The following is a 19,191-nucleotide window of genomic DNA, read 5'->3' as shown; positions in this document are numbered from 1 at the left end:
GGGCGGCCGGCCGTTGCCGGGCAGCCGTCCCGCCTGGTGGGGGCTGCTCAGGGCCGGGCGAGTCCGGCGACGAAGCGGGAGGTCAGGGCGGTGGGTGCGGTGATGGCCGTGCCGACCACGACACTGTGGGCGCCGCGGGCGAGAGCCTCGGCAGCCTCCTTGGGGGTATTGATACGTCCTTCCGCGACGACCGGTACAGAGACCGCGGCCGAGAGAGATGTCACAAGGTCCAGGTCGGGGCCGGTCTGCTTCGGGGTCCCCGGCACATAGCCGGACAGCGTCGTGGAGACGAAGTCCGCTCCCTGCGCGGCGGCGGCGATCCCCTCGTCGAGCGTCGACACATCGGCCATGACCAGGGCGCCCGCCGCGTGCACGGCGGTGACCAGCTCGGCGAAGGTGGAACCGTCCGGGCGCGGCCGGTCGGTGGCGTCGGCGGCGACCACGGCCGCACCGGCCTCGACGATCGCCAGGGCGTGCCGGACGGTCGGGGTGATGTAGACGCCGGTGTCGCCGTCCTTCCACAGGCCGATGACCGGCAGGTCCACGGCCGCGGTGATCGCGGCGACGACCTCCGGCTCGTTGGCGCGGATCGCGGAGCCGCCGCCCGCGACGGCCGAGAGCGCGAGGCGTACGAGGGTGCCGGTCTCGCGCATCGGGTCGCCCGGAGGCGCCTGGCAGGAGACGATCAGCCGGCCCTTGAGCGTGTCGGCCAGGTCCAGTGCGGTCATCGGTGAGCTCCCGGGTGGTGGAGGGGAAGGGTGGTGGTGAGGGCGGCGGCGCCCATGACGGCGGCGTCGTGCCCGAGGAGCGGGGGCTCGGGGACGAGCCCCCGCAGGGGTGGCATCAGCTCGGCGGTGAAGGCGGCCGTCAGCGCGTCGCCGTACAGCGCCCCGATCCGGGGGACGCCACCGCCGACGACGACCCGGTCGGGGCCGAGCGCGTTCGCGAGGCCGCCGAGTACTCCTCCGGCAGCCGCCGCGCCGGTGGTGATCGCGCGTACGGCGGCGGCGTCGCCCTCGGCAGCCCTGGCGGCCACCGTTTCGAGCCGGTCCACCGGGGCGCCGGTGAGCCGCTCGTAGTGGGCGGTGATGCCGGGGCCCGATGCGATGACCTCCAGATGCCCGGTGGCTCCGCAGGTGCAGGGGAGCCCGGCCGCCTCCGCGCTGGGCAGATGGCCGATGTGGCCCGCGATGCCGGACGCGCCGTGCAGCATCCGCCCGTCGACGGCGAGTGCGCCGCCCACGCCCGTGCCGACGGCCGCGAACAGCAGCGAACCGTGGCCGCCCGGCAGTGCGGCGAGCTCGGGTCCCGCCGTGGCGCGTACGTCGTTGTCGCAGGCCACCGGCAGACCCGTACGGTCCGCGAGGCCCACGCCGAGCGCGGTGCCCGCCCAGCCGCTGATCGAGTCGGTGGCGCTGGTGACCATGCCGCTCCGGGGATCGACGACCCCGGCGGCCGCGACGCCCAGCACGGTGGCCAGGCGGCCGGGGTCCACCTCGGCAGCGGCGGCGGCGAGCGCGTCGAGCACCGCCGCCGCCCCGTCCCTCGCGGGGGTCGGCCGGGTGTGCCGGGCCAGCACCGTGCCGTCGGCCGCGAAGAGCGCGGCCGCGATCTTCGTACCGCCGAGGTCGAGGCCGGTCACCACGGCCCCGGTCGCCATGGCTCCGGCCGCCTGCGCGCTCATCGGACCGGCGGCAGACCGGCGGCGCGCAGGCGCTCCGCGATCAGCGCGATGGACTCGGCGGACAGCTGGATCTGCGGGAAGACGGTGGCGCCGCTGTCGATGACGCCGAGCAGCCGCAGCGCGTGCTTGAAGGAGCCGAGCGCCGACGAACTGCGGCCCATGTCCTGCTCGGGGCCGACGTCGACCATGGCGAACAGCTCGATGAGCCGCTCCTGCTCCCGGGCCGCGAGCTCCCAGTCACCTGCGCGCGCCGCTTCGTACAGCCGGACGTAGCCGGCCGGGTCGACGTTGCCGATCCCCGGTACGACGCCGTCGGCGCCGGCCAGCAGCGCCGCGTCCACGGTGAGTTCGGAACCGGTCAGCACGCTGAAGTGCGGTGCGGGGCCCGCGGCGCGGCCCTCGCGTCCGCCGAGCTCGACGAGCATCCGGCGCAGCCCGCCCTCGTCACCGCTGCTGTCCTTGAGACCGGCCAGGGTGCCGTCGTCGGCGAGCTCGCGCACCAGGGCGGCGGAGAGCTTGGAGTGCACGGCCACCGGGATGTCGTAGGCGAACAGCGGCAGGTCGACGGTGGCGCGCAGCCGGCGGAAGTGCTGGGCGATCTCCTTCGGGTGCGTACGTGTGTAGAAGGGCGCGGTCGCCACGAGCGCGTCCGCGCCGAGCTCCGCCGCGGTCCTGGCGTGCTCGACGACCCGGGCTGTCGTCGTGTCGATGACCCCGGCGAGCACGGGGACGCGTCCCGCGGCGGCGGTGACCACGGTCCTCAGCGCGATGGCGCGCTGGTCGTCGGTCAGGAAGGCGACCTCGCTGGTCGAGCCGAGGGCGAAGAGCCCGTGCACGCCGCCGTCGACGAGGTGACCCACGAGCCGGGTGAGGGAGGCCGTGTCGACCTCTCCGCGGTCGTCGAGCGGGGTGCAGACCGGCGGTACGACGCCGTGCAGCGGTGCGGTCAAGGCCATGGTGAAGGGCTCCAGCTCGTTCGGAACAGGCCCGTCCCCCTCCGGAGCGGTCGCCAGGAGGGCCCCGGACGGGTCGTCCGGACCGGGAGACGGAACCAGGACATGAGACGTAAGATGTCTTATGTCTACGGTCACCTTAAGCAGATGCCCCGGCGGCCGGTCAAGAGGCACCGGCGACCGGCCGCCGGCCGCCGCTCATCGGCCGGAGCCCTCGCCCCCGTACAGATAGCTCGTCGTCCCCGCCAGCGTGTCCCGGCACCACGCCTCCACCCCGGCCTGGTCCAAGGACTCCCAGTGCGGGGTCCGTTCGACCTGCGCCCGGCCGATCCGGCGGCCCAGCTCCACCAGCCGCGCCCCCTCGGGGGTGCGCTCACTCGCGTACCGCCCGAGCGCTTCGGCGGGTGACGCGGACCCGCGCAGCGAACGCTCGAGGCAGAGCGCGTCCTGGAGCGCCTTCACCGCGCCGCTCGCCGTGTGCGGACGGGTCACCCCGGCGGCGTCCCCCGCCAGCACGAACGGCGCTTCGGCCGCGCCGGGCGCGTGCAGGTCGGTGACGGGGTGACAGGTCATCGCGGTGTGCGCGCCCCGGGCGACGATCTCGGCCCACTCCGCGGGGAAGTGCTCATCGGCGATCTCCCGTACGTACGCCGTGTCCGGGGCGTCCGTGCCGTGCGGCTTCGCGTAGATCGCGTACGCCAGCAGCCGGTCGTCGGCCCCTTCGCCCTCACCGGCCCCGCGCGGGATCGGATAGAAGATCCCGTGCCCGCCCCTGAAGCCGAGGGTGACCCAGGAATCCCGCAGCAGTTCCAGCGGGCGCCGGTGGCCGGCGAGCGCGCTCAACGGCAGGGTGCCCCGCCACACCGCGTACCCGGCGGGGGAGGGGCGCAGGTCAGGTGCGAGCAGCCGCCGGGTGAGCGACCTGTGCCCGTCGGCGCCCACGACCACGTCGTACTCCCGCGCCCCGCTCTCCGTACGGACGAGGGCGCGCCCCGCCTCCGTACGCTCGACGGCCAGGACGGGGCGCCCGCGGTGGTAGCGCACCGCCGGTGAGGAGCCCGCGCTCCGCCGCAACGCCTGCCACAGCAGACCCCAGTTGCAGGCCGTGACCGGACCTGGCTGCCGCGCGAACTCCCGGGCCGACCGGCTCCCGGCCACCCGGGTGACCCACACCCGGGTGGCCAGCGGGACCGTCGGCATGGCGGCGTCCAGATAACCGACCCCGGTCAACTCCCGGTGCAGCGCGGGCGGGATCACGATCCCCAGGCCCCTGCCGCGGAGCTCTCCGTCACTGCGCTCGTACACGGTGACCTCGGCGCCCGCACGGGCACCCGCCACCGCCATCGCGCAGCCGGCGATACTCCCGCCGACCACACCCATACGTAAGCGTGTCACCGTCACACCGCCCCTTCCGGATACGGCGCCCATCCTCGCAGCCCTCGGGTGGAGTACGGGTACAGGCGCGGCGGGCTCCCTCACCCGACGGTGACACCGCAACCGGCGCGACGTCCCCGTCGGGTTCGCGGGGTCCGGCTACGGGGTGACGGCCACCGTGCGGCTGCCCGATGCCTGCTTGCCGTCGGCCTTGTACGTCGCGGTCAGCCGGGCGTCGCCCGACGCGCCCGCCGGGATCGTCACCGGGACCTTGATGTTCGCGCCCTCACCGGGCTTGGTCGCGGGGAACGCCACCTGCTTCGTGGACCAGCCCTCGGGCACCGTCAGATCGAGGGTGCCGGCGCTGCGGGTCACGTCCATGCGGTTGACCACCCGGACGGTGATCTCCGTGGTGGTCCCGGCCTTCAGGGTGTCCGGCGGGGTGAGGGTGATGTCGGCGCAGGTGCCGCCGAGCCATGTCAGGTCGAAGGAGGAGTAGGTGATGGCGTCGACGCCGCCACGCTCGTAGAGCAGTCCGAGCCGGCCGTCGGGCAGCCGGGTCAGTGTCGAGTACGCGGCGCTGCCGGGGTCGACGACCTTCCTGATCGGCCAGGACCTGCCGTTGTCGCAGGACATCTTCACGGTGAGGTTGCTCCGTGACGACGTGCTCTCGGTGTTGCTGAACAACAGCCACGAGGACGTGGGATCCGAGGGTGCGGCATCCGGGGCGTAGCGCATCACGGAGCCGTTGTTCGCGGGGTCGGGCAGATTGGTGTCCTGCGTGAACGGCGTGTAGTTGACGCCGCCGTCCGTGGAGTAGGCGATCGTACGGTAGGGCGCGGAGCGGTTGTTGAGCATGATCCGGCCGTCGCTCAGCTCGACGGTCTTGTTCTCGTCACCGCCGGGCCCGACCGGATTGCCCATCTTCCAGGTCGCGCCGTGGTCGTCGCTGTACGCGCTGACCGCGTAGTTGGCGCCGTCGTCACGGATCGCGTACTGCTGGATCAGCCGGCCCTTGTACGCGCCGTTGCGCACCTGGATGCCCTCGCCCGAGGCCGCGAACATGCCGCCCCAGGCCGGGTTCTTGATCTGGCTGGTGATCCGGCGGTGCGTCCAGGTCACCCCGTCGTCGTCGGAGTAGCTGTAGTCGGCCTGGAGGACATCGGGGTCGGTCTCGTCGTTGCCGGTGGCCGAGCCGAAGAAGCCCTGGTTCACGGAGCTCGCGTAGAAGACGAAGATCCGCCCCGTGGTGCGGTCCACGAGCAGGCTCGGGTCGCCGAAGCCCTTGGGCGACTCCTCCTTCCGGACGACCTGCTGGGTGCCCCAGGTGGCCCCGCCGTCGGTGCTGCGCCGCAGGACGACACCGATGTTGCCGGGCAGGTCCCCGAGCGTGGGGCGGGCGTCGTAGGCGGCGAGCAGAGTGCCCTGGGTGGAGGTGGTCAGCGCCGGGATGCGGTAGTACGGGGATCCGACGCCCGCGGTGGCGATGTCCTGGGAGGTGAGTTCGCCGGTGGCGCCATGGGCGGTGCCCGCGGCGGTGGCCACCAGGACAGCGGCGGACAGCATGGCGATGGTGACTCTGCGCTGCATGAACGGTCTCTCTTCTGCTGAGGGGGAGAGGTGCAGTGAGCGAGCGGTGTGCGACGTGACGGGCCGACGCGTCAGGAGCGGTCGGTCTGTCAGGTCGGGAGGCCGGCGAACAAGGAGCGCACCCAGGCGAGTTGTTCCGCCCGGTGGTGCTCGGCGCCGCCCTCGTGTCCGTTGAACTCGTAGACGCGGACGTCCTTGGGGCCCGCGTAACGGTTGTAGGCCGTGAAGCAGGTGGAAGGCGGGCAGATCTCGTCCATCAGGGCGATGGAGAACAGCGCGGGCGCGGTCGCCCGGGTGGCGTGGTGGGCCGCGTCGAAGTACGACAGCGTGCGGAAGACGGACCCGGTGCGGTCGCGGTAGAGCTGGAGGTAGCCGGCGATCTCGGTGTACGGCGGCACTCCGGCGATCCGCGCGCCCCTGGGGATGTTGCACAGGAACGGCACGTCCGGCATCACCCCGGCAAGGCCCGGCACGAGCCCCGCGACGGCCAGCGCGATGCCGCCGCCCTGGCTGAACCCGGTCACCACGATGCGGGCCGGATCGATCTCCGGGTGCTCGCGCATCGCCTCCACGCAGCGGACCGCGTCGGTGAACACCCGCCGGTAGTAGTACGTTTCGGGGCTCTCGACGCCCCGGGTCAGAAAGCCGGGCACCGTGCCGGCCGCCCCGGCGTCCGTGTCGGCGGTGACGCCGCCCGCCGCCGACCAACCCTGGCCGCGGGTGTCCATGATCAGGTGCGCGTATCCGGCGCAGGCCCACATCAGCTGCTCGTGCGGGAGCCCGCGGCCACGTCCGTACCCGAGGAACTCGACGACGCAGCCCAGCGGTTCGGTGGCGCCGACGGGCATGTGGAGCCATCCGCGCACCGGGCGGCCGCCGTAGCCGGGGACGCTCACGTCGTACGTACGCACCTGGCTCAGCCCGCAGTCGACCTGCCGGTAGCGGGGCTTGTCCTGCACCCCGTCGTGGGGGGCCTCGCCCAGGGTGGCGGACCAGAAGGCGTCGAAGCCGTCGGGCAGCGGGAGGTCGGGCCGGTAGGTGCGGCATTCCGCGAGCGGGAGATCGGCCGACGGCATGGCTGTGCCCTCCTGGGGTACGGGAAGCGACAGGACAGAAGACGTCAGATGTCCTGTTGGCAACGGGACCCTAGGGAGCTTGGTGGCCGGACGTCAAGGGTGGAGCGGTGGGCGTTGCTCCCGCCCCGGAGCTGGGGCGGGAGGTGTGATGCCCACGGTCAGGGCCGGCCGGCCCCGCGCGACCTGGCCTCGGCGATCCGCCGCCTGACCGGCGCGTAGTGCTCGTCGAGTGCCTTCAGGAAGGCGGGGATGTCGCCGGCCCTGGCCGCGTCCACGATGTTCTGGTGGGCGGCGATCGTCGCCGTCTCGTCGGCGTGCGTGAAGCCGTCGAGATGCGGCGCCACGATCGTGTACACGTCCCAGAAGGCCATCGAGAGCTGGCCGATCAGGTCGTTGCCGAGAGGGGCCACGAGCAGGGCGTGGAAGGACCGGTCCGCCGCGACGAAGCCGTGCCCCTCGCCCGAGCCGGTGGAGCGCATGGTCTCCACCAGGGCGTCCAGGCTGTCGAGCTGCCCGGGGCTGAGCGAGGAGACGATGCGGTCGGCCATGCCCCGCTCGAAGAGCTCACGCACGTCGACGAGGTCGGCCATCACCTGGAAGTCGTCGTCGGGCGAGAGCAGACCGCGGAAGGTGAGGCTCTCCACCAGCGCGGACAGGCTCAGCCGGCCGACGTACGTCCCGTGGCCGTGGCGCACCTCGACGATGTCGAGCGCGTCGAGAATCTTGACGGCCTCCCGGACGCTGGAGCGGCTGGCTCCGAGCGCCTCGCACAGGGCCGGTTCCGTGGGCAGCGGGTCCCCGGGGCGCAGCCTCTCGTCGAGGATGTAGCGCTTGATGCCCTCGACGACTTCCTGCCGCAACAGGGTGCGACCGGGTCGCGTGCCGGACATATGTGAACTCCCCACCTCTTGACCCCTCTCGATTGTCAAGCTACGTTCCCACGCTATCAAGGCATCAGACATCTGACGTCTGATGCTCAGATCTTCGTCGGCGCCCCGCGAGCCGCCGAAACAGCTGTTCTCCACCCTTTTCCATTTCCCTGCGTCCCTTTGGAGGACCCGTGCCCGAGCTGAGGCCAGCCGGCGTCGAGCGCCGCACCTTCCTGCGTTACACCAGCGTCATCGGCGCGGCCGCAGCCCTCACGGCAGGCCTTTCCGCGTGCGGCGGGCCCTCCTCGACCGCCGACGGAGCGGCCGGCGGGAGCGACGGCAGCGGCACCATCGAGGCCGGCATCTCGTACCCGCTGTCGACCGGATTCGACCCGATGATCACCTCCGGCGCCACGCCGTACGCGGCCAACATGCACATCTTCGAGGGCCTGGTCGATCTCGATCCGGTCACACTCGTGGCCCGCCCCGCGCTCGCCACCGAGCTGCCGAAGAAGATCAACGCCACCACCTATCGCGCCACCCTCCGCGAGGGCGCCACCTTCCACGACGGATCGGCCGTCACCGCCGACGACGTGGTGTTCAGCTTCGAACGCATCCTGGACGAGAAGAACGCGTCGCTGATGGCCCAGTTCGTGCCGTTCATCGACACGATCACCGCCGTGGACACCAGGACGGTCGAGTTCAAGCTGAAGTACGCCTTCGCGCTGTTCCCCTCCCGTATCGCCGTCGCGCGGATCGTGCCGAAGAAGATCGTCGAGGCGGACGTCAAGGGATTCGACGCCAAGCCCGTCGGCTCGGGCCCGTACAAGTTCGTCGAGGCGACCCGCGAGGACAAGATCGTCTTCGAGAAGTACGACAAGTACAACGGCTCGCACCCCGCCAAGGCCCAGAAGATGATCTGGCGCCTGATATCGGACCAGTCGGCCCGTGTCAGCGCGATGCAGTCCGGCCGCGTCCAGGCCATCGAGGACGTGCCGTACATCGACGTGAAGGGGCTCTCCGGCACGGCGAAGACCGAGTCCGTGCAGTCCTTCGGACTGCTCTTCCTGATGTTCAACACCACCGACAAGCGCTTCGCCGACAAGCGGGTCCGCCAGGCCCTCTTCCACGCGCTGGACACCGAGAAGATCATCAAGACGGCCATGGTCGGGAACGCGGCGGCGGCCACCGGCTACGTGCCGACGACCCACCCCGACTACCACAAGGCCTCCACCGTCTACACCCACGACGTGGCCAAGGCGAAGAAGCTGCTCTCCGAAGCCGGCGTGAGCAAGCTGAAGTTCACCGTGCTGACCGTCGACACCGGCTGGGTCAAGGACATCGCCCCGCTGCTCAAGGAGAGCTGGGCCGCGGCCGGCATCGACGCCACCCTGAACATCGCCCAGAGCGCCGCGCAGTACGCCAAGGTCGACAAGGGTGACTTCGAGATCCTGGTGGCCCCGGGCGACCCGTCCGTCTTCGGCAACGACGTCGACCTCCTGCTGCGCTGGTTCTACTACGGGTTCTGGCCGGAGAAGCGCTACGGCTGGGCGAAGACCGCCGAGTACAAGAAGCTCAGGCAACTCCTCGACAAGGCCGCGCAGTCCCCCGACGAGGCGACGCGCAAGCAGCTGTGGGGCGACGCCACCGACCTCATCTCCGAGGAGGTCCCGCTCTACCCGATCCTCCACCGCAAGCTGCCCACGGCCTGGAGCGACAAGCAGCTGACCGGCTTCAAGCCGCTGTCCACCACCGGCCTGTCCTTCCTGGACGTCGGCCGAGCCTGACGCCCACCGGTCCGGGCCGCCACCCGTCCGGGCGGCCCGGACCCGCTGTCCGCCCAATCGCAAGGAACCCGACGATGGTTGCTTTTCTCCGGCTCGCGCTGCGCCGCGTCGCGATGATGCCGGTGATGATCCTCGGCATCGCGCTGCTGGTCTTCGTGGTGCTGCAGTTCTCGCCGGCCGACCCGGCCTTCAACGCGCTCGGAGAGAGCGCCGGCCCCGAGGCCAGGGAGGCCTTCGCCGAGGCCAACGGGCTCAACGACCCGCTGCCCGTCCGCTACTTCCACTTCCTCGGCCAGCTGCTCCACCTCGACCTCGGGATGACCGTCCCACCGAGCCAGCCCGTGGCCGACCGGATCACCGCCGCCTTCCCGCTCACCCTCCAGCTCACCGTCCTCGGGCTGATCATCGCCATCGTCCTCGCCGTACTCGGCGGCGTACTCGGCGCGATGTACCGCGACCGCTGGCCGGACCAGCTCTTCCGGGTGCTCTCCATGGCCGGGGTCGCCGTGCCCTCCTTCTGGCTCGGCGTCCTGCTCATCCAGCAGTTCGCGCTGAACATCCAGATCTTCCCGACCGGCGGCTACACCAACCCCGCCGACTCCTTCAGCGGGTGGCTCACCACCATGGTGCTGCCCGCCGTGTCACTCGCGGTGCCCGTCGCGGCCTCGCTCGCCCGCCTCATCCGCACCTCGATGGTCACCGAACTCGACCGGGACTACGTCCGTACCGCCCAGGGCAACGGCCTGCCGGTCCTCCTCGTGATCCGCTCGGTGCTCCGCAACGCGCTCGTCACCCCGCTCACCGTGCTCGGTGTCAAGGTCGGCTATCTGCTCAGCGGCGCCGTCGTCATCGAGGCGATCTTCGACCTGCCCGGCATGGGCAAACTCATCCTCGAAGGTGTCACCGGCGGCGACGTCGCCCTGGTCCAAGGCACCGTACTGACCATCGCCATCGCCTTCCTGGTGGTCAACGTCATCGTCGACCTGCTCTATCTGCTGGTCAACCCGCGCATCAGGACGGTGTGACATGTTCGCCACGGGCCGTCTGGCCAAGAAGCTCTCCCGCCCCGGCATCGCCTTCCGTGCCCTCCCGGTCACCTCACGCGTCGCCCTCGGCATCCTGATCCTCGTCGTACTCGGCGCCGTGTTCGCCCCACTGCTCACCCAGGACCCACTGGCCACGGGCACCCCGGTGGACGCACCCAGCGCGGCCCACTGGTTCGGCACCGACCGGGCGGGACGCGACATCTTCGCCCGCGTCGTGCACGGATCGCGCTACTCGCTGATCATCGGCCTCGGCGCGACCGCCGTCGCCCTCGTCGTGGGATCCGTGCTCGGCTCGCTCGCCGCCACGTCACGCAAGCTCGGCGACGAGTCGATCATGCGCACCCTCGACGTCGTGATGTCGTTCCCGCCGATCGCGCTCGCCGCCGTCCTGGTCGCCGTCTTCGGCACCAGCATCCCGGTGATCATCTTCACGATCGCCTTCGTCTACAGCCCGTCCCTGGCCCGTGTCGTACGCGCCAACGTGCTCGCACAGTACGGCGAGGACTACGTCGCGGCCGAGAAGGTCATCGGGGCCAGGCGCGCCTACATCGTGCTCCGCCACGTCGCCGTCAACTGCATGGCACCGGTCATGGTGTTCGCGACCGTCATGGTCGCCGAGGCGATCATCTTCGAGGCCAGCCTCTCCTTCATCGGCGCCGGTGTGCAGGACCCCGACCCCAGCTGGGGCAGCGTCCTCGCCTACGGCCGGCAGATCCTCCTCGCCGGCGGCTGGTGGGCCACCTTCTTCCCCGGCCTGGCCCTCCTGATCACCGTCCTCGCGCTCAACGTCCTCTCCGAAGGCCTCACGGACGCCTCCGCGGCACCCAGGAGCGCCCGGGCGGCCACCGACCCCACCGCCACCACCACGGCGCCGGACCCGGTCGAGGCCGCATCCACCGTCGACATCGACGCCGCCCTCGCCCAGCTCGCCGCGCGCATCGACGCGACCGAGCCCACCATCACCCCGGTACCCGACGACGCCGGCGAACTCCTCGTCGTACGCGACCTGGCGATCCGCTTCCCCGACCGCTACGGCGAGATCCCCGTCGTCGACAGGCTGAACTTCACCGTCCACGAGGGCGAGACCCTCGGCCTGGTCGGCGAGTCCGGCTGCGGCAAGTCCATCACCAGCCTCGCCGTCATGGGTCTCCTGGCCCGCAACGCCGAGGTCAGCGGCGAGATCTTCTACCGCGGACGTGACCTGCTGAAGCTCCCGCCCAAGGAACGCCGCGCCCTGATGGGCCCGGAGATCGCGATGGTCTACCAGGACGCGCTCTCCTCCCTCAACCCCTCCGTGCTCGTCGGCACCCAGCTGAAGCAGCTGACCTCGCGCGGCGGCACCAAGACCCCCGCCGAGCTCCTCGAACTCGTCGGCCTCTCGCCCGAACGCACCCTGCGCAGCTACCCGCACGAGCTCTCCGGCGGCCAGCGCCAGCGCGTCCTCATCGCCATGGCACTCTCCCGCAGCCCCCGCCTGCTGATCGCGGACGAACCGACCACCGCCCTCGATGTGACCGTCCAGGCCCAGGTCGTCGAACTCCTCGTCCGGCTGCGCGACGAGCTCGGCTTCGCCATGGTGCTGGTCTCGCACGACCTCGCCCTGGTCGGCGACCTCTCGCACCGGGTCGCCGTCATGTACGCGGGCCGGCTCGCCGAGATCGGCGCCACCCGGTCCATCCTCACCGACCCCACCCACCACTACAGTCGCGGCCTCCTCGGCTCCGTCGTCTCCGTGGAAGCCGGCGCCGACCGACTGCACCAGATCCGCGGAGTCGTCCCCGCCCCCCAGAGCTTCGGCGAGGGATGCCGCTTCGCCGGGCGCTGCGGAGCCGCGACCGATCTCTGCCGTACGACGACCCCCGTCCTCACGGTGCGAGGCACCGCCGAGGACCACGGCTTCGCCTGCCACCACCCGGCCGACGCCGCCGCGAAGAAGCTGGAAGGGAGCGCCCTGTGATCAGCCTCGACGGCGTTCACGTACGCCACAAGGCACGCAGCGGAGGTCTCTTCAGCCGCGACGCCGTCCATGCGCTCACCGACGCCACGCTGAAGGTCGAGCGCGGCGAGATCGTCGGCCTGGTCGGCGAGTCCGGGTGCGGAAAGTCCACCCTGGCCCGGGTGCTGACCGGACTCCAGAAGCCCACCGAGGGCGAGGTCACCTTCCACGGCCGCGACCTGTGGGAGATGACGGGCTCCGAACGGCGCAACGACTTCGGCTCGGCCGTCGGCGTCGTCTTCCAGGACCCCTCCACCGCGCTCAACCCGCGCCTCACCGTCCGCCAGATCCTGCTCGACCCGCTGAACGTGCACCGGCGTGGCACCCGGGAGGAGCGTGAGGCCCGCGTCGAGGAACTCCTCGACCTGGTCGGGCTGCCGGGCCACACCCTCGCCGCGCTGCCGGGACAGCTCTCCGGCGGCCAGCGCCAGCGCGTCGCCATCGCCCGCGCCCTCGCGCTCGAACCGGAACTGATCGTCGCCGACGAACCGACCTCCGCGCTCGACGTCTCCGTACGCGCCCAGGTGCTCAACCTCCTCGTCGACCTGCGCGAACGCCTGGGCCTCGGCATGGTGTTCATCTCGCACGACATCCAGACCGTGCGCTACCTCGCCGACCGCATCGCCGTCCTCTACCTCGGCCGCATCGTCGAGGAGGGCAGGGCCGCCGAAGTGACGGGCGCCCCGAGGCACCCGTACACCGAGGCACTGCTCTCCGCGACGCCCAGCCTGCTGGAGGTGACGGAACGCATCGTGCTCACCGGCCCGGTGCCCTCCGCCACCAACCCTCCGCCCGGCTGTCCGTTCAGCACCCGCTGCTGGAAGGCCGACGCGGAGTGCTCCGCGCTCTTCCCGGCCGAGACCCTCGGAACCGGGGAGCACCGCTGGCACTGCGTCCACCCCCAGACACCCGCCCCCGCGCCGGCCACCGAAGACCGGACCCCCGTACCGCCCGCAAGGAGCACCGCATGACCGCCCGTACCGCCCCGTACACCGGAGTGATCCCGCCCGTCGTCACGCCACTCACCGCTGACGGGGAGCTGGACAGGGCCTCCCTCGAACGGGTCGTCGGCCACCTCATCGACGGAGGCGTCAGCGGACTCTTCGCGCTGGGCAGCTCCGGCGAGACCGCCTATCTGACGCCCGGACAGCAGGACGAGGTCATCAAGGTGATCACCTCGGCCTCCGCGGGGCAGGTCCCGGTCCTGGTCGGCGCCATCGAGACCACCACCAACCGGGCGATCGAGAGGGCCAGGGCGGCGGCCGGCCTCGGCGCCGACGCCGTGGTGGTCACCGCGCCCTTCTACACGCGCACCCACGCCACCGAGATCGACCGCCACTTCAGGGACATCGCGGCCGCCGTCGACCGCCCGGTCCTCGCCTACGACGTGCCGGTGTGCGTACACAGCAAGCTGGACCCCGAGCTGCTCCTCCCGCTCGCCGATGACGGGGTGCTCGCCGGGGTCAAGGACTCAAGCGGCGACGACGGTTCCTTCCGCCGACTGGCCATCGGAGCCCAGGAGCTGTCCGGCTTCTCGGTCCTCACAGGCCATGAGCTGGTGGTCGACGCCATGATGCTGAGCGGCGCCGACGGTTCCGTGCCGGGCCTCGGCAATGTGGACCCGCACGGTTACGTGAGGCTGCACGAGGCCGCCGTGCGCGGAGACTGGGCCGCGGCCAAGGCCGAACAGGACCGGCTCGTCGGGCTGTTCGACATCGTCACCGCCGCCGTGCCCGGCACCGCGTCGGCGACGGCCGCCGGGCTCGGCGCCTTCAAGACCGCCCTGATGCTGCGCGGCGTCATCGCGACCAACGTGATGAGCCCCCCGATGCGCCGCCTCGACGACGCCGAGACGGCCGTGATCGCGAAGCACCTCGACCGGGCGGGCCTGTCCCGCGCCTGACCCGTGGGAGCGAAACGGACGGAGGGGCCGCCCGGCAGCGACCGCGCTGCCGGACGGCCCCTCCGCGTTGTCCGACTACCTGCGCGATGCGCGGGTACGGCGCATGAGCACCGCACCGCCCAGCAGCAGCGCGGCGCTCGCGCCGGCGGCCATACCGATGTCACCCGCACCGGTCTGGGCCAGCTGGGTGCCGGGCGTGTTCGGAACGTGCGTCTCGGCCGGCGGCTGCTCGGCCGGGGGAACCTCGGCGGGCGGCTCCTCCGTCGGAGGCGTCTCGGCAGGCGGCTCCTCCACCGGCGGCTCGACCGGCGGGTGCTCGTAAGCACTGTCGTTGACACAGGTGTTGCCGCTCGCCGGGTTGAGCAGGCCGACGACGTTGACGCTGTTGCCGCAGGCGTTCACCGGGACGTCCACCGGTGCCTGGACCAGGTTGCCCGACAGGACGCCGGGTGAACCGACGGCCTTGCCGTCGGCGCTCGCGCCGGAGCCGCTGTGGTGGCCGCCGTGCCCGCCGCCGTAGGCGCCGTCCTGCTCGTCGCCGTACGCACCGCCGTGCTCGTCGCCGTACGCGTGGTCGTCGTGGTGGTCGGCCGAGCTGACGTTCGCACAGGTGTTGCCGAAGGCCGGGTTGAGCAGGGCGATCACATTCACCGTGTTGCCGCAGACGTTGACCGGAACATGCACCGGCACCTGCACGGCGTTGCCCGAGCCGACGCCGGGGGAGTTCGCGGCGACCCCGTCGGCCGAGGCGTCGGCGTGCGCGTAACCGCCGGCGGCGGTCAGGATGCCCGACGCCGCCGCCATGACGATCATGCTTTTATTCAGAACCTGTCGCATTACATGCCCTTCTCCGGGAAATTCGCGTGGGCGGTGACCCTGGTGGCGGTCATTCCATCGACGCGGACGAATCCATAACGACGCGAAGGTTGCGGGGGAAACTTGGAGATCCGTGGAAATTGTGTAACCACTCGAAAGGGTCACGTACGCGTGTTCGCTCGACGGGCGGTTCCGGCATTCGGGTGAACGAGGGCGAACGAGGGGAACCAAACGCCCGGCGACGAGTTGATCAGGGCGCTCCGCTGCGGGGCACTCGGTACGAGAAGGGTTAATCGTGATCAAGAAGGTTCTGGCAACGGGCGCCGTCGCCGCCTCCATCCTCGGTCTCTCGGCGACCAGCGCCATGGCGATCGGTGACGACACCGGCACCACCACGGTCAACGGCAACGGTTCCGAGTCCGCGTTCGGCAACAGCGCGACCAAGGGCGACCAGAGCCCGCAGCTCAGCCTCGTGCAGGGCTCGCTCAACAAGCCGTGTGTCGCCCTGCCGGTCAAGGCCAACGTGGGCTCGCTGGTCGGCCTCGTGCCGGTCGCCGTCCAGGACGTCAACGTCCTGTCCAACCCGCAGAACCAGCAGTGCGCGGACAACTCCACGCAGGCCAAGGGCGACGAGCCGCTGTCGCACATCCTGTCGGACATCCCGGTTCTCTCGGGCAACGGCGCCGGCAACAGCTGACCGGGCCACAACGACCGGTCCGGGCCGCCGACACTCCTCCATCGTGCGGCCCGGGCCTGCGGCATACGGGCGGTTTTCCGAGAAACAGCGCACATAACGTTTCGATGCCGCCTGCCAATCGTTACGTATGACAGCTCCGGAGTCACGAGTGCATTCATGTAATCGCTCGTGCGGCACGAAAGACGTGTCCGCTCAGGACTCCGCTGCAGAAAGGGACGAAAGTGAAGTTCACCAAGGTTGCCGCCGTCGCCGCCGGAACCCTCATGGCGCTCGGCGCCGCTGCTCCGGCCATGGCCGACTCCGGCGCCGAGGCCGCTGCTGTCGGTTCCCCGGGTGTCCTGTCCGGCAACGTCGTGCAGGTTCCGGTCCACATTCCGGTCAACGTCTGCGGTAACACCGTCAACGTGATCGGGCTGCTCAACCCGGCGTTCGGAAACACCTGCGTCAACGACTGATCTCCCGGTCGTTCCGAGCCGACGGCTCGTCATGAGAAGGCCCCGGTGCGCGTAAGGCGCACCGGGGCCTTCTCGCTGTCCGCGGTGAAAATACCGTGTGCGCAGTTTCCCCGTGCGCGGCTTGATCGTTGTTCCGGTCAAAGGCGGCGTACGCCGCCCGTAGAAGGGATGCCGGAAATGAAGTACGCGAAGACCGTCGCCGTTGTCGCGGGTTCCGTGGCCGCTCTCGGGGCGGCCACCCCCGCCTTCGCCGCGACCGCCACCCCCACGGCCCCCAGGATGAGCCTCACCACCGGCGTGAACGAGCTGACGTCCACCGCGCCGCAGATCCCCGACCAGGTGGTGAACCCCGTGGTCGGGGCCGTGGAGCAGACCGCCGAAGCAGTGCACGAGGACGGCACGGTCGGCCGGTCGGCGGACGCGGTGGGCGAGGTGGCCAAGGCGGCGGGCCCGCTCATCGGCGGGCTGCCGGTGGGCGGCTGATCCTCCGCACGGCCTCTGCCCGCCCTTTTCGAAATCGTTCGGGTGAAATGGCGCAACCGAATTCCCTCCGGGGAGTTGAACAGAGTGCTCCGGACAGGCGGGCAACAGAAATACCAGAAGGGCACGTTCATGATGAAGAAGATTCTGGCGTCGGCGGCAGTCGCCGCCTCCGTCGCCGGTGTTTCCGCCGCCGCGGCCCCCTCGGCCATGGCGATCGGCAACGACAACGGCACCACGTCGGTCAACGGCAACGGCGCCGACCAGTACTACGGCAACAGCAGCACGCACGGCGACATGAGCCCGCAGATCGGCCTGATCCAGGGCTCGTTCAACAAGCCCTGCATCGCGCTCCCGGCGAAGGCCAACGTCGGCTCGCTCCTCGGGCTCGTCCCGGTCTCGGTCCAGGACATCAACGTCCTGTCCTCCCCGCAGAACCAGCAGTGCACCGAGAACTCCACCCAGGCCAAGGGTGACGAGGCGCTCTCGCACATCCTGGACGACCTCCCGATCCTCTCGGGCAACGGCGCGGGCAACAGCTGACACCCCGCGACTTCGGCTCCCCTGCGCCCATTCCGGCCCAGGGTGCACCGTTCCCGCCTCGCCGTGGTCGATGAAGAGACGCGTGGGGCCGTTCCACCCTTGCCGCGACCGGTCGTTGGCCGATCGCGGGGGCGGGCCGGCCCCACCCGTATGTCCGTCGGGTAGCCCGATAGTGCGGGAATTGGGCCGGTTGCCGCACCGCCGGTCCACGCCGGGCGCGTGGACGGGTAGGTGCGCCTCATGGACCCGTACGACAGTCATCACGCGTCCGGTCGCGACCGGTTGCCGGAGAGCTCCACGCCCATCTACGACCGGCTGCTCGCCGAATGGCGGGACGCGGCACGGCGCGAGGCCGGGCGGGGCCCGGCGAAGGCATCGGGCCCGGCCGGGGCCCGCGGTTCCGCGCAGGGCCGGACGGGCGCGTTCGTCCCCGCTGCCCGCGCGGAGGAAGGCCGCAGATAGCGGCCACGTCGACAAGTAACTCGCTGCAACTCGTTCGAGTGGTGTAGCGGAACCAAACCCTCCGGTTTTGGTTAACAGTACGTTCCACAACGGGACGCTCCGAAAGGTGAAGCGTAATGAAGAAGATGATGGCCGGCGCCGCTGTGGCTGTGTCCCTGATCGGTCTCTCCGCCGCCGCGGCCCCCTCGGCCATGGCGATCGGTGACGACCACGGCACCACCACGGTCAACGGCAACGGTTCCGAGACCGCGTTCGGCAACAGCGCGACCAAGGGCGACCAGAGCCCGCAGCTCAGCCTCGTGCAGGGCTCGCTGAACAAGCTCTGCGTCGGTCTGCCGGCCAAGGCCAACGTGGGCTCGCTGGTCGGCCTCGTGCCGGTCGCCGTCCAGGACGTCAACGTCCTGTCCAACCCGCAGAACCAGCAGTGCACGGACAACTCCACCCAGGCCAAGGGTGACGAGCCGCTGTCGCACATCCTGTCGGACATCCCCGTCCTCTCGGGCAACGGCGTCGGCAACAACTGACACCGACGGATGCGGGCGGCCCGGGGCGTATCGCCCGGGGGCCGTCCGCATTCGGCTGTCCGGCGCGTGCATACGGCGATGCCCACCACTCCACGGGGGGTGGTGGGCATCGCTCCGTGCGTCGCTCGGCGCGGGGGTGCGGGTCAGCCCAGGCTGCGTACCGGCATGAGGCAGTGGGCGGAGGAGCTGATGACCTCGGGGTCGCCCACGAAGGACCGCAGCAGCTCCTCGCTGACCGGCTGTCCGGGGACGGCTGCGGGCCACGGACGCGTGGCGAACATCCCGTGCACCCTGCCCTCCGACCGCGCCACCGCCAGCCACTCGGGCGGTACGGGGTACTGCGCCGTGAAGTGAGGCAGCGTCAGGACGGCCTGGCCGGCCTGGACGATCAGCTTGACCGGAAGGTTCGGAAGCTCCGAGGCGTCCAGCGTCTCGCCTCCCACCCGCAGACCGCTGCGCTCGAGCGCGGTGCGCATGGCCGTCTCGCCGGCCTCCTGTCCGCCCGGGGCGTCGCCCAGCGCATAGGTGAGCAGGAAAGCGGTCTCACGCCCTGTTCCGGGATTCGACCCGCTCCAGCCGATCAGGATCTGGGTGCCCAACTGGGCAGGGGAGAAAGGGATGGTGGCGGATTTGGGTGAGGTCATGTCCGGCACCCTAACGGGCCGAGACCGGTCCTTGTGCACGCGTATCACCTGATCGGGGAATATCTCTGCCAACTCGGCACAATCCACTGTGCGTGTGCTCCCGACTCCCGGAAAACCCGTTGACGGGCCGGGCGGCCCCCGGGCTACGGTGTGCGCAGTTCGAGGAAGCAGGAGGTGAGGACATTGATGACTGTCGTTGCGATGGGCACTGCCCACGACCCGAAGTGCGTCGTTCCCACCCCCGTGGCCGCCGGCTGACCTTGACCTCTTCTCTCCGCGCCTGAGCGCGCGG

At 70.9% G+C, this 19,191-nt stretch carries 20 protein-coding genes; 11 read left to right on the top strand and 9 right to left on the bottom strand.

Annotation, left to right across the window (positions count from 1 at the left end; translation table 11 throughout):
* Window positions 1-47 precede the first annotated feature (47 nt).
* The 7 genes from OG623_RS05880 to OG623_RS05850 all read right to left on the bottom strand — a co-directional run bounded on the left by OG623_RS05880 (window position 48) and on the right by OG623_RS05850 (window position 7,567).
* Window positions 48-728: an N-acetylmannosamine-6-phosphate 2-epimerase gene (locus tag OG623_RS05880; protein ID WP_406144896.1), complete on the bottom strand. Its 681-nt coding sequence runs from the start codon at window positions 726-728 to the stop codon at window positions 48-50.
* Complete coding sequence (locus tag OG623_RS05875) at window positions 725-1,684, bottom strand: ROK family protein (RefSeq protein ID WP_406144894.1); 960 nt, start codon at window positions 1,682-1,684, stop codon at window positions 725-727. Before OG623_RS05875 ends, OG623_RS05880 begins: the two co-directional genes overlap by 4 nt.
* Complete coding sequence (locus OG623_RS05870; RefSeq protein ID WP_406144892.1) at window positions 1,681-2,640, bottom strand: dihydrodipicolinate synthase family protein; 960 nt, start codon at window positions 2,638-2,640, stop codon at window positions 1,681-1,683. Before OG623_RS05870 ends, OG623_RS05875 begins: the two co-directional genes overlap by 4 nt.
* Window positions 2,641-2,835: 195 nt before the next feature.
* Window positions 2,836-4,032 (bottom strand): FAD-dependent monooxygenase, encoded by a 1,197-nt coding sequence (locus OG623_RS05865; protein WP_406144890.1) that lies wholly within the window; start codon window positions 4,030-4,032, stop codon window positions 2,836-2,838.
* Between the two features lie 138 nt (window positions 4,033-4,170).
* A complete protein-coding gene (locus OG623_RS05860) occupies window positions 4,171-5,601 on the bottom strand; it encodes an exo-alpha-sialidase (protein WP_406144888.1) in 1,431 nt (476 codons plus the stop codon).
* A gap of 89 nt (window positions 5,602-5,690) precedes the next feature.
* The gene (locus OG623_RS05855) at window positions 5,691-6,677 is read right to left on the bottom strand and encodes an acetylxylan esterase (protein ID WP_406144887.1); all 987 of its coding nucleotides are present in this window, start codon (window positions 6,675-6,677) and stop codon (window positions 5,691-5,693) included.
* A 158-nt stretch (window positions 6,678-6,835) separates the two neighbouring features.
* Entirely contained in the window at window positions 6,836-7,567 is a 732-nt protein-coding gene (locus tag OG623_RS05850; protein WP_406144885.1) for a FadR/GntR family transcriptional regulator, read from the bottom strand.
* A gap of 170 nt (window positions 7,568-7,737) precedes the next feature.
* On the opposite strand from OG623_RS05850, the gene OG623_RS05845 reads away from it, so the two are divergent.
* The 5 genes from OG623_RS05845 (at window position 7,738) to OG623_RS05825 (ending at window position 14,278) form a co-directional block, all read left to right on the top strand.
* On the top strand, window positions 7,738-9,333 hold the full coding sequence (locus tag OG623_RS05845) for an ABC transporter substrate-binding protein (protein WP_406144884.1): 1,596 nt from the start codon (window positions 7,738-7,740) through the stop codon (window positions 9,331-9,333).
* Window positions 9,334-9,407: 74 nt separating this feature from the next.
* Window positions 9,408-10,358, top strand: coding sequence for an ABC transporter permease (locus OG623_RS05840; protein WP_406144883.1), 951 nt, complete (start codon window positions 9,408-9,410; stop codon window positions 10,356-10,358).
* Between the two features lies 1 nt (window position 10,359).
* A complete protein-coding gene (locus OG623_RS05835; protein WP_406144882.1) occupies window positions 10,360-12,336 on the top strand; it encodes a dipeptide/oligopeptide/nickel ABC transporter permease/ATP-binding protein in 1,977 nt (658 codons plus the stop codon).
* Window positions 12,333-13,346 (top strand): oligopeptide/dipeptide ABC transporter ATP-binding protein, encoded by a 1,014-nt coding sequence (locus OG623_RS05830; protein ID WP_406144880.1) that lies wholly within the window; start codon window positions 12,333-12,335, stop codon window positions 13,344-13,346. Before OG623_RS05835 ends, OG623_RS05830 begins: the two co-directional genes overlap by 4 nt.
* Window positions 13,343-14,278: a dihydrodipicolinate synthase family protein gene (locus tag OG623_RS05825; RefSeq protein ID WP_406144879.1), complete on the top strand. Its 936-nt coding sequence runs from the start codon at window positions 13,343-13,345 to the stop codon at window positions 14,276-14,278. The genes OG623_RS05830 and OG623_RS05825 overlap by 4 nt, the downstream gene beginning before the upstream one ends.
* Window positions 14,279-14,353: 75 nt before the next feature.
* On the opposite strand, the gene OG623_RS05820 is transcribed toward OG623_RS05825, so the two are convergent.
* Window positions 14,354-15,115, bottom strand: a complete 762-nt coding sequence (locus tag OG623_RS05820) for a chaplin (RefSeq protein WP_406144877.1) — start codon at window positions 15,113-15,115, stop codon at window positions 14,354-14,356.
* Window positions 15,116-15,389: 274 nt separating this feature from the next.
* Between OG623_RS05820 and OG623_RS05815 the strand changes: the two genes are divergently transcribed.
* From OG623_RS05815 to OG623_RS05790, 6 genes are all read left to right on the top strand, one after another.
* Window positions 15,390-15,791, top strand: coding sequence for a rodlin (locus OG623_RS05815; protein WP_406144876.1), 402 nt, complete (start codon window positions 15,390-15,392; stop codon window positions 15,789-15,791).
* A gap of 221 nt (window positions 15,792-16,012) precedes the next feature.
* Complete coding sequence (locus OG623_RS05810; protein WP_406144874.1) at window positions 16,013-16,246, top strand: chaplin; 234 nt, start codon at window positions 16,013-16,015, stop codon at window positions 16,244-16,246.
* Between the two features lie 177 nt (window positions 16,247-16,423).
* Complete coding sequence (locus tag OG623_RS05805; protein WP_406144872.1) at window positions 16,424-16,729, top strand: hypothetical protein; 306 nt, start codon at window positions 16,424-16,426, stop codon at window positions 16,727-16,729.
* 129 nt (window positions 16,730-16,858) lie between these two features.
* A complete protein-coding gene (locus tag OG623_RS05800; RefSeq protein ID WP_362896141.1) occupies window positions 16,859-17,269 on the top strand; it encodes a rodlin in 411 nt (136 codons plus the stop codon).
* A 240-nt stretch (window positions 17,270-17,509) separates the two neighbouring features.
* Window positions 17,510-17,731: a hypothetical protein gene (locus OG623_RS05795; protein WP_406144871.1), complete on the top strand. Its 222-nt coding sequence runs from the start codon at window positions 17,510-17,512 to the stop codon at window positions 17,729-17,731.
* Between the two features lie 116 nt (window positions 17,732-17,847).
* A complete protein-coding gene (locus OG623_RS05790) occupies window positions 17,848-18,255 on the top strand; it encodes a rodlin (RefSeq protein WP_406144869.1) in 408 nt (135 codons plus the stop codon).
* A 143-nt stretch (window positions 18,256-18,398) separates the two neighbouring features.
* Here OG623_RS05790 and OG623_RS05785 read toward each other — a convergent pair whose 3' ends face one another.
* Window positions 18,399-18,899 (bottom strand): DUF5949 family protein, encoded by a 501-nt coding sequence (locus OG623_RS05785; protein ID WP_406144867.1) that lies wholly within the window; start codon window positions 18,897-18,899, stop codon window positions 18,399-18,401.
* Window positions 18,900-19,191 lie beyond the last annotated feature (292 nt).

Origin of the sequence: Streptomyces sp. NBC_01012 (genome assembly GCF_045162755.1) — a bacterium.
Taxonomy (GTDB): domain Bacteria; phylum Actinomycetota; class Actinomycetes; order Streptomycetales; family Streptomycetaceae; genus Streptomyces.
Note: the sequence above shows the minus strand (reverse complement) of the source record. Positions and strands in the feature narration are given on the sequence as shown.

Excerpts from the sequence above, each read along its gene's own strand:
- OG623_RS05880 (WP_406144896.1), bottom strand. The coding sequence starts at position 728 with ATGACCGCACTGGACCTGGCCGACACGCTCAAGGGCCGGCTGATCGTC.
- OG623_RS05875 (WP_406144894.1), bottom strand. The coding sequence starts at position 1,684 with ATGAGCGCGCAGGCGGCCGGAGCCATGGCGACCGGGGCCGTGGTGACC.
- OG623_RS05870 (WP_406144892.1), bottom strand. The coding sequence starts at position 2,640 with ATGGCCTTGACCGCACCGCTGCACGGCGTCGTACCGCCGGTCTGCACC.
- OG623_RS05860 (WP_406144888.1), bottom strand. The coding sequence starts at position 5,601 with ATGCAGCGCAGAGTCACCATCGCCATGCTGTCCGCCGCTGTCCTGGTG.
- OG623_RS05855 (WP_406144887.1), bottom strand. The coding sequence starts at position 6,677 with ATGCCGTCGGCCGATCTCCCGCTCGCGGAATGCCGCACCTACCGGCCC.
- OG623_RS05850 (WP_406144885.1), bottom strand. The coding sequence starts at position 7,567 with ATGTCCGGCACGCGACCCGGTCGCACCCTGTTGCGGCAGGAAGTCGTC.
- OG623_RS05840 (WP_406144883.1), top strand. The coding sequence starts at position 9,408 with ATGGTTGCTTTTCTCCGGCTCGCGCTGCGCCGCGTCGCGATGATGCCG.
- OG623_RS05835 (WP_406144882.1), top strand. The coding sequence starts at position 10,360 with ATGTTCGCCACGGGCCGTCTGGCCAAGAAGCTCTCCCGCCCCGGCATC.
- OG623_RS05825 (WP_406144879.1), top strand. The coding sequence starts at position 13,343 with ATGACCGCCCGTACCGCCCCGTACACCGGAGTGATCCCGCCCGTCGTC.
- OG623_RS05820 (WP_406144877.1), bottom strand. The coding sequence starts at position 15,115 with ATGCGACAGGTTCTGAATAAAAGCATGATCGTCATGGCGGCGGCGTCG.
- OG623_RS05805 (WP_406144872.1), top strand. The coding sequence starts at position 16,424 with ATGAAGTACGCGAAGACCGTCGCCGTTGTCGCGGGTTCCGTGGCCGCT.
- OG623_RS05800 (WP_362896141.1), top strand. The coding sequence starts at position 16,859 with ATGATGAAGAAGATTCTGGCGTCGGCGGCAGTCGCCGCCTCCGTCGCC.
- OG623_RS05795 (WP_406144871.1), top strand. The coding sequence starts at position 17,510 with ATGGACCCGTACGACAGTCATCACGCGTCCGGTCGCGACCGGTTGCCG.
- OG623_RS05790 (WP_406144869.1), top strand. The coding sequence starts at position 17,848 with ATGAAGAAGATGATGGCCGGCGCCGCTGTGGCTGTGTCCCTGATCGGT.
- OG623_RS05785 (WP_406144867.1), bottom strand. The coding sequence starts at position 18,899 with ATGACCTCACCCAAATCCGCCACCATCCCTTTCTCCCCTGCCCAGTTG.